General features: G+C 61.9%; 8 protein-coding genes. 6 read left to right on the top strand and 2 right to left on the bottom strand.

Annotated features, from left to right (window positions below; genetic code table 11):
* Positions 1-747: 747 nt before the first annotated feature.
* On the bottom strand, positions 748-3,048 hold the full coding sequence (locus tag ACTQ1E_RS06435; RefSeq protein ID WP_441565390.1) for an LTA synthase family protein: 2,301 nt from the start codon (positions 3,046-3,048) through the stop codon (positions 748-750).
* 213 nt (positions 3,049-3,261) lie between these two features.
* Here ACTQ1E_RS06435 and ACTQ1E_RS06430 point away from each other — a divergent pair, with 213 nt between their 5' ends.
* The 4 genes from ACTQ1E_RS06430 (at position 3,262) to ACTQ1E_RS06415 (ending at position 8,848) form a co-directional block, all read left to right on the top strand.
* Positions 3,262-4,131 (top strand): nitroreductase family protein, encoded by an 870-nt coding sequence (locus ACTQ1E_RS06430; protein ID WP_154517858.1) that lies wholly within the window; start codon positions 3,262-3,264, stop codon positions 4,129-4,131.
* Between the two features lie 158 nt (positions 4,132-4,289).
* Complete coding sequence (locus ACTQ1E_RS06425) at positions 4,290-6,317, top strand: KUP/HAK/KT family potassium transporter (protein WP_427719648.1); 2,028 nt, start codon at positions 4,290-4,292, stop codon at positions 6,315-6,317.
* A 187-nt stretch (positions 6,318-6,504) separates the two neighbouring features.
* Positions 6,505-8,130: a sensor histidine kinase gene (locus tag ACTQ1E_RS06420; RefSeq protein WP_441565388.1), complete on the top strand. Its 1,626-nt coding sequence runs from the start codon at positions 6,505-6,507 to the stop codon at positions 8,128-8,130.
* Between the two features lie 4 nt (positions 8,131-8,134).
* A complete protein-coding gene (locus ACTQ1E_RS06415; protein ID WP_427795317.1) occupies positions 8,135-8,848 on the top strand; it encodes a response regulator in 714 nt (237 codons plus the stop codon).
* A 95-nt stretch (positions 8,849-8,943) separates the two neighbouring features.
* Here ACTQ1E_RS06415 and rlmKL read toward each other — a convergent pair whose 3' ends face one another.
* A complete protein-coding gene (gene rlmKL / locus ACTQ1E_RS06410; protein WP_441565385.1) occupies positions 8,944-11,511 on the bottom strand; it encodes a bifunctional 23S rRNA (guanine(2069)-N(7))-methyltransferase RlmK/23S rRNA (guanine(2445)-N(2))-methyltransferase RlmL in 2,568 nt (855 codons plus the stop codon).
* 75 nt (positions 11,512-11,586) lie between these two features.
* On the opposite strand from rlmKL, the gene ACTQ1E_RS06405 reads away from it, so the two are divergent.
* Together ACTQ1E_RS06405 and ACTQ1E_RS06400 are read left to right on the top strand one after the other, a co-directional pair.
* Complete coding sequence (locus ACTQ1E_RS06405) at positions 11,587-12,414, top strand: HAD-IIB family hydrolase (RefSeq protein ID WP_441565383.1); 828 nt, start codon at positions 11,587-11,589, stop codon at positions 12,412-12,414.
* Positions 12,415-12,607: 193 nt separating this feature from the next.
* Positions 12,608-13,312, top strand: coding sequence for a transaldolase (locus tag ACTQ1E_RS06400; RefSeq protein ID WP_441537269.1), 705 nt, complete (start codon positions 12,608-12,610; stop codon positions 13,310-13,312).
* Positions 13,313-13,333 lie beyond the last annotated feature (21 nt).

The raw sequence follows: 13,333 nt of genomic DNA, 5'->3' as shown, positions 1-13,333 counted from the left end.
GGATGACGCGGAAACGGCCCCTCCCGGGGCCGTTTCAGTTCCAGATCGTTGTTTTCGCCCGCTGAGCTGGGCCTATGCCGGAATCTCTCCCACAGAAACCACCGAAGAGCCCGAAATCCTCGAGGCTTTTTCTTGACACTCGCGGGAGCAACCGTGGCAAGCGTGTGGGGCGACATTTTCCATCACCCCGATGACGAGGCCGTCCTGGAAGACACGCTCTCCTGCATCCTCTGGATGTATTGAGCGTGGGACGGGCTTTCCAGATGGGCAGGGTTTCGGAAAGTGCGTCCCAGAATCGGCGTTCAGACTGGGATACACTTTCCGCTTTACGCCTTGTCCGGAAACTGTGTCCCGGAATTAAGGCTTGGAATGGGATGCACTTTCCGGTTGAGAGCCTTAGCGGAAAGTGCGACCCGGAATTTACTCTTGAAGTGGGATGCGCTTTCCCAACAGGCCCTCAATCGGAAACTGCGTCCCATTCCGAAGGCAGATTCCGGGACACGGTTTCCGGATGCAAAAAAGGCCACATGACGTGGCCTTCAACTTATTATATGTTCAGCAGATGCTCTCATGACAAGCCGCGCTTCAACACCGAGGCGTCTGCCCGGCGACGCAGAACGTAAGGTTCATCGCGAGTTCCGCACGAGCCGGAGAGCACTCAATGTGCTCTCCGTGCGAGCAGGACTGTCCGAGCAGGGAACCTTACGTTCCGTGCCGCCGGGCAGACGAACCAGGTAAGACGCGCCGCTACTTAATCTTGGTCGTACCCGGCGCCAGGTTGGGGTCGGTCTCGTTGGCCTCGGTCTGGAGGTGTTCGGTGTACACGTTCTTACCGTCGCGGAACATCTCGTAGTACTGCATCTTGGCGTAATCCTCGCGCGCCTTGGTGGCCGCCGCGGCGACGGCGTCGTCACCGGTGACGTTGGAGGAGAGCGCCCAGCGCAGGCTAGCGTCCTCGTAGCCCACCGAGTTGATGGCGGGCAGCGACTTGCGCAGCGTCATGTGCGCTTTCTGGTAGTCGGTCAGTGGTGCGCCGATCAGCTGCATCAGCTGGGTGGACAGGTAGTTGGTGGACAGGTCGTCGACCTCGCTCGTCTGGTCGCAGCCGGCAACGTCGTAGTTGGCCCAGATGATGTAGTCGGTCTGCCACAGGCGCTCCTGATGCGTAGCGTCGTCCTCGCCGGTAAACCACTTATCGTTGAACTTGGACGGGAAGAACGGCTGATGGTCGCCCCAGAACACCACGACCACCTTACGGTCGAGCTTGCTCAGGGCATCGAGGAAGTAGCGCAGCGCCTGGTCGGACTGCTCGATGCACGAGACGTACTCGTCGACATCGGAGAGTGTGCCGTCCTCGATGGTCTTGGCGTCCAGATCGGTCGTGTCGATGTTCAGGTGCATCTGCTTATCTGCCGGCAGCAGGCCCGTATCGTAGCCCGAGTGGTTCTGCATGGTCACGTCAAAGATGAACTGCGGGTCGGCGTTCTGGTTGAGCAGCTCAAGGATTTTGTCGTAGGTTGCCTGGTCGGTCACCATGCCGCGCAAGGTGTCGGCTCCCTGGAAGTCGTTGATGGACAGGAACTGGTCAAAGCCAAAGTCCTTGTAGACGTTCTCGCGGTTCCAGTTGGTTGCGTGGTTGGGGTGCATGGCCGTCGTGGAATATCCGAGCGACTTGAACTGCTCTGCCAGGTTCCCGGTCGTTTCCATGTTGTAGATGGTGTAGGGGTACACGCCCGAGCCCAGGTTGGCCATGGAGTTGCCGGTCATAAACTCAAACTCGGTATTGGCGGTGCCGCCGCCGTAGGCGCTCACGTAGAGCTTGCCGCGGCTGAGGCAGTCGGACAGGTTCTTAAAGTACTGCGGGCCCTCGTAGCCGGCGTGCATCTCCTGATAGATCGAAAGATCCGAGAAGGTCTCGTTCATAATGGCGATGACCGTGGGCTTCTCGCTATCGAACTGCTCTTGGGCGGCGGTACGGGCGTCGCTTGTGGCGGCATCGGACTTGTCATAGGCCTTGGCATACTTTTTGAGCGTTGCCTTGGCGTCGTCGGCGGAGTAGTTGGCGGGTTTGGGCGGCTTGATGGACTGTGCCGCACTAATAAAGGCAGGCAGATAGCCCTCGCGCCAGTAGCTCTCGAGCGGGCGCCAGGTGTAGACGGTGATGCCGAGGGTGTTGTAGTAGTCGATAAGCGTGACATGCGCGGTCACGCCGCCCAGGCACAGCACCGCTACGAGCAGGTTGGTGAGCAGCATGCGCTTGGCGTTGGCGGCGCCCTTCTGACGGTGCGGTGCTACCAGGCCGGCGTACTCGCATAGCAGCATGGCGATGGCGGTAAAGCCCATGGACAGCACGCAGAACAGCGAGATCGAGTAGGTGTAGCCGTTGCCGGCGACCGCGGCGGCGGTGGAGATGGCCGAAAGGTCGCCCGGCTGGATGGGCATGGATTTAAACGTGATGACGAAGAACTCGGCAATGCCCAGGATAAAGAGGGCGAAGGCCAGGGCGGCGGGAGCTGCGCCGCGGCGCTGGAACAGGAAGAACAGGCCGACCATGAGCGTGGTGATGATGGCCCACTCGAGCAGTATGCACAGGGGGTAGACCCAGGTAAAGTCGTGGTTGGACGAGACCTCCATGCCCAGCAGCGCAAAGACGCCGGCGAGCAGCAGGCACAGCACGGCGGCGACGAGCGGTTTGCCCACAAAGGCGCCGCGCAGACGGGCGAGCTTGCCGGTGGGGGCGGGGGCGTCGGGCGCGGCGAACGCAAAGACGCGTGGGGCGATGCGGTCGCGTGCGATGCTGGCCCAGGCGCAGCCGGTGAGGATGGCGTTGGTCAGGATGAGCATTACAAAGGCGAGCGGCTCGTTTTGGGCGACGAGGCCCATGGCGCCCCAAATGGTCAAAAAGACCTGGAACAGACCGAAGGCGACGCTCCATCCAAGAGCGCCCTTGGCAACGGTGCCCGACTGCGCGAGAATGGCTTTGGCCTCGCGCAAGACAAGGAAGACGGTCGCCGCAAGACCGACGAGCGAGATGGCGGCTGCGAACATGCTGAGACTCCTCACAAACTTAAAACTACAAAAGCGGGGGTTTACCCGATTGTTACCAAGATATGCGCTGCAATTGGTGGCTGCGCACAACAACCAGCCATATTAGCGCGCATGTGTGGCGGTGTGGCGCAATGTAGTGGCGACCTGCGCGATAATGGACGGGAATTACACGGAAACGTAAAGGCTTCTTAAAGAAATGGCGAGGTTGAGGCGATGAACGAGCAGGTTTGTATGACGAGTGCGGGCGACGTGGGCGCTGGCATGGGCGCGGGCGGCTATCCGGTCGAGACCACGGGCAACGCGGTGCTGGACATTTTGGAGCACCGTTCGTCCACGCGCGCTTTTGCGCGCGATGACAACGACCGTCCCGTAGCAGTGACCGACGAGCAGCGGGCGGCGATTCTGCATGCGGCGAGCCGCGCGCCGTCGGCAGGCGCCATGATGATGTATTCCATCGTGAGTATCCGCGAGCAGACAACGCTCGATCGCCTGGCCGACCTGTGCGACCACCAGCCCATGATCGCCAAGGCGCCCTGGGCACTTATATTTGTGGTCGACTATGCCAAGTGGATCGATCTGTTTGAGCACGTGGGTTGCTTTGAGCCCGAGTTTGTCGAGCGCACGGGCAAGGCGCCCCGCCGCGCGCCGGGTTTAGGCGACTTTGCCATCGCGGCGCAGGATGCCGTGATCGCTGCCCAAAACGCCGTGGTCGCCGCCGAGGCCCTGGGGCTGGGGAGCTGCTATATCGGCGATGTCGTCGAGAACGCCGAGGAAGTTGCTGCGCTGCTGGACTTGCCGCCCTATACCATGCCGCTGTCGATGCTCATCATCGGCACGCCCCGCAAGGAGCGCCCGGCGATTGCGCATCCCGTGGTGAACCTGGTGCACGAGGAGCGCTATCGCCGCGCCGATGCCGCGACCATGGATGCGCAGGTGGCCGAGATGGACGCGATGTTCCGTCCGCATGCCCGCGAGGTGGGGGAGCGCGTCGTGGATATCTACACCCGCAAGCACACGAGCCCCTTTATGGCCGAGATGAGCCGATCCATGGAGTGGTGGTTCAAAAACTGGCTCGGAAAATGACGATTGTGACAAAGGGACAGTCCCTTTGTCACATTCCATATCGCCGCGGTGGCCTAAAGGCCGTATAAATGTTTATCTAGCTGGGAAAACAGTGCATTAAAACATGGGACGATTATCTATAATCCCCTCGAACGTTAAAGTTGGGAGGAAACCGGCTTATGGAACAAAAGGCCAAGGAGGCAGCCTCGCACGCTGCGATTCCTGTGAGCATCTCGGCGATGCTCGTCACGCTGGGCGTGGTGTATGGCGATATCGGCACCAGCCCCATGTATGTAACCAAGGCGCTCGTTGCCGGCAACGGCGGCATCGGAAGCGTCACGGAGGAGTTCGTGCTCGGCGCGCTCTCGCTCGTCGTGTGGACGGTCACGCTGCTGACGACCGTCAAGTACGTGCTCATCTCGCTGCGCGCCGACAACCATGGCGAGGGCGGTATCTTTGCTCTGTACAGCTTGGTTAAGCGCTGCGGCAAGTGGCTCATCATCCCCGCCATGCTGGGCGGCGCGGCACTGCTCGCCGATGGCATCCTCACGCCTGCCGTTACCGTGACTACGGCTATCGAGGGCCTGCGCACCATTCCGGCAGTCCATGCCGTGCTGGGCGACGATCAGGCCCGCGTCGTGGCCATCACGCTTGCCATCATCATTGCGCTCTTCTTGGTGCAGCGCATCGGCACGGCCAAGATCGGCCACGCCTTTGGCCCCATCATGACGCTGTGGTTCCTGTTCCTGGGCGGCACGGGTCTGTTCTTTGTCTTCCAGCACCCCGCCGTGCTGCTGTGCCTCAACCCGGTGCGCGGCATCGCCTTTTTGTTGAGCCCCAACAACCATGCGGGCATCATGATTCTGGGCAGCTGCTTCCTCGCCACCACCGGTGCCGAGGCGCTTTATTCCGACATGGGCCACGTGGGCCGCGGCAACATCTACGCAACCTGGCCGTTCGTTAAGTGCTGCTTGCTGCTGTCCTACATGGGCCAGGGCGCGTGGCTTATCAACAACGCCGGCAACCCGGAGCTCATGGGTATCGCCGACCTCAACCCCTTCTACCAGATGCTTACCCCGGGCCTGCGTCCCTTTGCCGTCGGCCTTTCCACCGTCGCGGCCATCATTGCCTCGCAGGCGCTCATCACCGGCGCTTTCTCGTTGGTGTCCGAGGCCAGCCGCCTGGACCTCATGCCGCACATGCAGGTCTTCTATCCTGCCGAGACCAAGGGCCAGCTCTATATTCCCATGGTCAACAACGTCATGCTTGTGGGCTGCGTCATCGTGGTGCTGCTGTTCCAGAGCTCGGCGCACATGGAGGCCGCCTACGGCTTGGCGATCACCCTGACCATGATGTGCACGACGCTGCTGCTCTTCTTCTACTTGCATGTTGATCGCGGCCTTAAGGTCGTCCCGTATATCTTCGTTGTGTTCTTCCTTATGCTCGAGGGCTTCTTCTTTGTGAGTTCGCTCACCAAATTTTTCCACGGTGGCTATTTCACTATTCTTATGGCCATGCTCATCATGGGCGTTATGCTGTGCTGGTACAACGGCACGGCGGTCGAGCGGCGTCAGTTTACGCTGCTGCCGCTGCGCAGCTATCTGCCGCAGCTCAAGCGCCTGCGCGACGACGATCGCTATGAGCTTATGAGCGACAACATCGTGTACCTGACCAAGGACACCAATACCGACTACATCGACCGCGATATCGTCTACTCGATTCTGGACAAGCATCCCAAGCGCGCCCGCGCCTGGTGGTTCGTGAACGTCGAGACCATGGACGAACCGCATACCTTTGCCTATTCGGTCGAGACGTTTGGCACCGACTATGTTTTCCGCGTGCATCTGTACCTGGGCTACAAGGTTAACCAGCGCGTGAACGCCTACCTGCGCCAGGTTGTTCAGGATCTGGCCGCCACTGGCGAGCTGCCGCCGCAGATGCATGACTACTCGGTCTACAAGGATCCGGGCAACATCGGCACGTTTAAGTTCGTCATGATCCGCAAGCTCCTGGCGCCCGAGAGTGACGTGGAGCCGAGCGAGCGCACGGCCATCACGCTCAAGTACATCATCCGTCGCTTTGCCGGTACGCCGGCGCGCTGGTATGGCCTGGAGAACTCTAACGTGAGCTTTGAGTATGTGCCGCTGTTCACCAAGTTCAAGGCTGTGAACAAGATGCAGCGCCTGGCCCCCAACGAGCGCCCGTAGTCGCCGACAGGTTACATGGAGTTGGCCTTCGATGGACAAGAGTGTGCGCCCTGCTCGCGCACGTGCTGTTTGTCTAACGACCGCAGACTGCAAAGGCTATAAACTTGGAACCACCACAAGGGAAACCGCCACAAAGGTGCTGTCCCTCTGTGGTGGTTTTTGTTTTTAAGAGAGGGGCGGGGTGCCGATGGACGTCCGTGCGGACGGCGATATTGCCGATAGCTTTTGGTGGCGGCGCACAACGCTGACACGTCGCAGCCCTCTGTATGACGCCTGCGTATCGGCGGGGCTGCTGGTCGCGGCGACGATTGTGGGTGCGCTGCTCGACCATCCTGGTCTCGCGCCGAGCATCATGATCGTCTATGTGTTCGCCGTGCAGCTGTGCGCATTCTTTACCTGGAGCCGTCTGTATTGCTTGCTGAGCTCGGCTGCCGCCGTAGCGCTCTACAACTTCTTGTTTGTCGACCCGCGCTGCTCGCTATCGTTTATCGACCGCGTCTATCCCGGCATGTTCTTCATCATGTTTGTGGTCTCGCTTGTGTCGAGCTCGATTGCGTTGGCCCTGCGCCGCGCCTTGGCACAGGCTGCCGCCAGCGACCGTCGCACGCATATGGTGCTCGAGACCAACCGCATGCTGCAGCGGTGTTCCGATCAGCAGCAGATTGTGCATGCCATGGCAACGCAGCTGGCGCGTCTTTCGGGCTGTCCGGTCGTGTGGTACAGCGCCGACGCCGACGATGATGACTTGCTGCCGCGTGCGACGTACACGGCCGTGGGTGACGCCGCGCCGGTGCACCAGCTGACGCCCCAGATGCCGCCGCGGCTCTCGGCGTCCGCCTATGTGGGAACGCCGCTCGATGCCACCTATGGCGGCTCGGCGTTTTATGGCATCTACCTGACGGTTTGCACGGGCGACGGCCTCGTGCGCTCGGGCGACCCCGCCTCGGTGGTGGGCGTGCTGGCTATCGTTGCCGAGCCCGACGTGCTGACGCACGAGGAACGGACACTTGCCGACGCCATCGTGAGCGAAGGCGAGCTGGCACTCGATCGCGCCCGCGCCATGGAGGCCCGCGAGGAGGCGGCGGTGCTCGCCAAAAACGAACAGCTGCGCGCCAATCTGCTGCGCTCCATCTCGCACGATCTGCGCACGCCGCTTACCAGCATTTCGGGCAATGCCGACGTGCTACTCGACCAGGGTTCGACCGGCACGGCCGTGCTCGATAGCCAGACGCGCCGCGGCATGCTCCTTTCCATTCGTTCGGATGCGCAATGGCTCAACGCCACCGTCGAGAATTTGCTCGCCATCACAAAGCTCGAGGGAGGCGGCATGCATCTGTCGACCACGCTCGAGCTCATGGACGATATCGTCGAGGAGGCGCTGCGCCACGTGAATCCGGCTGTACGCGAGCACGATCTTAAGGTGGTGCCGTGCGACGAGCCGGCGCTCGTCAACGTCGATGCGCGCCTGATGGTGCAGCTGGTGGTGAACCTGGTGAACAACGCTATTGCCTATACGCCGTCGGGCTCGCATATCGTGATCTCGATTATGGCGAACGATGGACAGGTGGCATGTTCCGTCGCCGATGACGGTCCCGGTATTGCGCCCGAGGAGCAGGGCCGGATCTTTGAATCGTTCTACACTGTCAACCATGGCTTGGCTGATAGCCATCGTAGCGTGGGCTTGGGACTTTCGCTCTGCCGATCCATTATGTTGGCGCATGGCGGTAGCATAGAGGTTGCCGCGGCGGACCCGCACGGCTCGGTCTTTACGATTGGGCTTCCCGCCGCCGACGTTTCGTTTGATAAGGAGTAACGCTGTGTCGAACTCTGCCATGAAACCGCTCATCTTGGTCGTTGAGGACGACCCCGCCGTCCGCAACCTTATCGTTGCCGCGCTCGAGGCGCACGGCTTGCGCCATATGGCCGTGGAGACCGCCCATGCCGCCATCGCCGCCGCCTCATCGCAGGCACCGAGTATTGTGCTGCTCGATCTGGGCCTGCCCGATATGGACGGCGTCAAGGTGGTGGAGTCGGTGCGCGCATGGTCGGGCATGCCGATCATTGTGGTCTCGGCGCGCAGCGAGGATGCGGACAAGATTCGCGCACTCGATGCCGGTGCCGACGACTACCTGACCAAGCCGTTTTCGGTCGAGGAGCTGCTCGCGCGCATTCGCACGACGCTCAGGCGCCTTTCGTATGCGCAAACGGGCGGCGTTGCCTCCGAGGGCTCGTTCGATACCGGTGATCTGCATATCGATTTTGATGCCGGCATCGCCACGATGGATGGCGAGGAGCTGCATCTGACGCCGATCGAGTACAAGCTCTTGTGCCTGCTGGCGCACAACGCCGACAAGGTGCTGACGCACCAGTTTATCCTGCACGAGATTTGGGGCACGGCAACTAAGAGCGACCTGGCGAGCCTTCGTGTCTTTATGGGCACGTTGCGTAAGAAGATCGAGTCCGATCCGGCGCATCCGCGCTATATCCAGACGCACGTGGGTATCGGCTATCGCCTGGTCACCCAAGGCTAGATCGCCAACCACCATCCCAATATGAGTTGCGGTGAAATACGGTCTAAATTTGCCTAATTCCAGGCAAAACAGTCCGTATTCCACCGCAACTTGGTTTATCTGCCCTTGGGCTTGCTGGCGTAGAGCTTCTTCTTTTTGGGCTTGCCGGCGCAGGCAGGCTTGCCGTCGCCGCGCGACCCTCGGTCTCCGGCCTGCGCGTGCGCGGGCGCCGTTGCGCGGGGCTTGCGGGCCTCGGGGTTGCGCAGCTCTTCGGTTCGCTCTGCAATCTCCTCGGCGCTAAAGCCGACTTCGGCCATGGCGTCCTCGATGGGCAGGCGGCGCACGATATAGCAATGGTGCACCTTCTGGTTGCGCGCAAAGTCCTCGGGGATGGTCTGCGCCGTAATGTCCTCTAGCACGACGCCCGCGCGCGCGAGCTTGCGCGTCTCGGGGCGGAAGCCGCGCAGGTTGCAGCTAAAGATGGCGTGGCCGCCCTGTGCGAGCAGGCGCGATACGCCGGCCAAAAGCTCAACATGGTCGCGTTGGACGTCCCAGGTGCGGCGGCCCATCTTTGATGAGTTCGAAAACGTGGGCGGATCGACAAAAATCAGGTCCCAGCGGTTGCGCGTCTGGCGCTGGTCGCGAATCCAGGCAAGCACGTCGTCGCGCACAAAATGATGCTGCGGACCAACAAAGCCGTTCTGGCGCATATTGCGCTCGGCCCAGTCCAGGTAGGTGTTGGAGAGGTCGACCGTCACAGTTTCCTCGACGCCGCCGTCTGCCGCATAGCAGGTAGCGGTGCCGGTATAGGCGAACAGGTTGAGAAAGCGCCGCGCCTGCTTGGCGTGCTCGCGCACCAGGTTGCGGGTGACGCGGTGATCCAAGAAGATGCCGACGTCCAGGTAGTCGTCAAAGTTGACGGCAAAGGTAAGGCCGCCCTCCTCGATGAGCGGCAGACGACGGCGTGCGATATTGGCGCGCTCGCCCGAGCCGCCCTTGCCGGTGCCCTGCTTGCCGTACTGCGAGCCGCCGCGCGAACGCATGCGGGCTTTGGCGTGCACGTGCTCGGCGGGAACATCTAGGATGCGCGGAGCGATGGCCAGAATGTCGAGCATGCGGGCCTGGGCAAGCGCGGAATCGATGGTCTTGGGCGCGGCGTATTCGGCGATGACGAGCCAGCGGCCCGGCGTCTGCGGGCAGCCCTCGTACAGATCGATGGCGGCGGAGTAATCGGGTAGGTCGGCATCGTAGACGCGGTAGCAGCTCACGCCCTCGCGCTTTGCCCACTTGCGGCGCAGACGGGCGTTCTTGCGCAAGCGGTTGGCGAACTGCTCGGACTCGGGGATGAGCACGGGCAGCGGCTTGCCGTTGCCCAGGTCGAGCGTGGCGGCAGGTTCGGGCATGGGGGTGCTGGCGGCTTCGTCGTTGACTTCGTTGGTATCCGCAACCTCGGCCTCGGCATCTGCGCTGGTCGCAGCCTCAAACGCTGCGGCGGCGTGGTCGAGCGACGGCCAGACTTCGACGGTCGCCTCCTCGTTGTTGGGCATGACGGCGATCGAGCGCTCGGGCTCGGCGTGGAGCGAGCGGGCCAGCAATCCATCGCGGGTGAGCGCGGCGACCGGCGCTGCGGCAAGCTCGGGCGCGCGGCGCAGCTCGCCGACCAGCGTCATGGCGTCGTGCATGAGCGAAAGCGGGGTCTCGGTGGTGTCTGCGACCACGGCGGCACCGGCGACAGCGCCTGCATGGTCCAGCACGGTGGCTGGCTTGGCAGCGCAAAAGTCGACAAAACGCTTGTAGCCGGCGCACTTGACCATGCGCTCGGCAGTCTTGCGGGCGGCGGGGTCGATGTCTACAGCCACGATGCGTGCCTGGCGCTCGCGTGCTGCTGCCTCGCGCTCGCGTGCCTCGGCAAGCAGCTGCTCCCACAGGGCGGCGTCGTGCGGCTGCCAGCCCTCAAAGCCCCAGCGCTCGCGTGCAGCGCCCGGGGCGCGGTCGGTCAGAATGTTCACGGCTTCCAGCAGCAGACCGCCGCCGGCGCACGAGGCGTCGATCAGCGTGGGCAGGGCTTCGTTCTCGTAGTCATCGGCCGTCAACTTGCGCTCGCATAGTGCGGTCCAGCCGACCTGCGCCAGCACCAGGGCGGCGTAGTCGGGGCGCAGCACGTGCGCGCCCTCGCCGGCGCGGGTCGCTGCGGGCGGCAGGCGCTTGAACAGCGGGTCGCCCGAAAGGTCCAGGCTGATGCTCGCGCGGCGCTGACGCAGCGAAAGCAGCAGGTGAACATCGGGATCGGCGGCATCGACATCGGCGCGACGGCCCGTGGTTTCGGCCAGGCGGTCGCACAATGCGTCCTTGGCGCGCAAGGCAGAGAAGCGTGTGTTGCGCAGCTGCTCGGTCACGCCGCGGGCGGTGATGGCGATGGTTGCGCCGGGGCGGATGATGTTCTCCCAGGCGATGTCGTAAACGCTATCGTACAGCTCGTCGGCATCCTGCGCCTCAAAGCGCCCAAGAACCACGAACACGCGGCTCGCCAGGCGCGACCACAGACAGGCGCGGTAGCCTTCTTCGAGCTCGCCCTCAAACGTAGCGCGGCCCTTCAGCCGGCGGACATGCGAAAGCCCGAGGCGTTTAAGCTCATCGGCGAGTGCGGACTCAAAGCCCTCGGGGCAGCTTGCGTAAAATTCCATGGGTGACCTCTCTGGTTGCGTCGCTCCATTATATGATGGATGCTTCGTTTGCCCTCATCCCCGAAAGGAACCCATATGATTGATGCGTGCCCCGATTCCGCCGTGCTCTTTTTTGACGTGGACGGCACGCTGACGTCGTTCGATCCCGACGATATGACCGATAAGGACTTTTCGGCGGTTCGCCCCTCGCAGACGGTGGTTGAGGCGTTCCGTGCACTGCGCGATGCAGGGCACAAGGCATTTATCTGCACGGGTCGCCCCCTGTGGCTTATCGCCGATAGCCTGCGTGCGCTCGACCCCGCGGGCGTCGTGGCCATGGCAGGCGCCACGCTCGAGGTCGAGGGACGCGTGGTACACGAGGACTGCTTTGACGAGGACGTTATCGAGGAGCTTGCGCGCCGTATGGCCGCGGCAGGGATTGAGGCCTTTTTCGAGACCAACGTGGCTACTTTTGCCCTGGAGCCTGTGGGCGTTGAGCAGTCGTCTCTGATCGGCACTTCTGTGGTGCACAGCACCGAGGAAATGCGCGTCGACGGCAGTCTGCGCGTGGGCAAGGTATGCCTCAGTGTGCCCAGTTTGGCTCGCGTAGCCAATGATGACGGCTTTATCGATTGCGAGTTTGAGCTGTGCAACACCGGTGGCCAGAATCGCGAGCTGAGCCCCAAGGGCATTGACAAGGGCGTGGGCGTGGCGCGAGCGCTGGCGTATCTGGGCCGCGAAGGAAATGCGCGCACCTTTGGCTTTGGCGATTCGGGCAACGATCTGGGTATGCTCGCTGCGGTCGAGACGGCTGTCGCCATGGGCAACGCCATGCCCGAGGTCAAGGCGGTCGCCGACTACGTGACCGACGATGTCGCACACGACGGCACCGTTACAGCGATGCAGCATTTCGGCCTTATCTAATGAATCCCGCGTTCTGACGTTTGCTCAAACTGCGACTCTTTGCTTTTGCATGCTCAATCGATTTATCAATCCAAACACTGAGGTGTTTATACCGTTCGCCGAGAAGATAAAAAACCGCAGTTCACGCCTTGATAAACGTAGGTAAAGTGTTTAGCAGTTTATCGGCCGTATGCAAACGAAAGGAATCAGGCAGATGGCAATCAAGGTGTTCGCTGACGGTGCAAACCTCGAGGGCATGCTCGACATGTACGAGAACGGCAACGTTCAGGGTTTCACGACCAACCCGTCCCTTATGAAGAAGGGTGGCGTGACGGATTACCGCGCGTTTGCCAAGGAGGTTCTGGCCCACATCACCGATGTGTCCGTCTCGTTTGAGGTCTTTGCCGACGACGTCGAGACCATGGAGGTCGAGGCGCGCGAGATTGCTACCTGGGCAGATAACGTCTACGTCAAGATTCCATGCGTGACCACCAAGGGCGAGTCCACCTCCGAGCTGGTCCGCAAGCTTTCGGCCGATGGCATCAAGGTCAACGTCACCACTATCTTTACGCCTACGCAGGTCGATGAGATGGTCGAGGCCGTTGACGCCGAGACGCCGTCCATCATCTCGCTTTTTGCCGGCCGCATCGCCGATACCGGCGTCGATCCCATTCCGTTTATGACGGAGTCAGTCAAGAAGGCCGCCGCCAAGCCCAACTGCGAGGTCCTGTGGGCGTCCACGCGCGAGCTCATCAACATTTACCAGGCCGAGGCCTGCGGTTGCCAGATCATCACGGTGCCCAACAGCATCCTGGCCAAGCGCAAGAACATCGGCCGTGACCCGTACGAGGTCTCGCTCGATACCGTGCGCGGTTTTGCCAAGGATATCGCCGCTTTGGGTTTCCATATTCTGCCCTAAGCAAGGGTACCCCCTGCAGCG

It is taken from the genome of Collinsella sp. LCP21S3_C7 (genome assembly GCF_052118485.1).
Taxonomy (GTDB): Bacteria; Actinomycetota; Coriobacteriia; order Coriobacteriales; family Coriobacteriaceae; genus Collinsella.
This window is presented reverse-complemented; position numbering and strand designations above follow the sequence as displayed.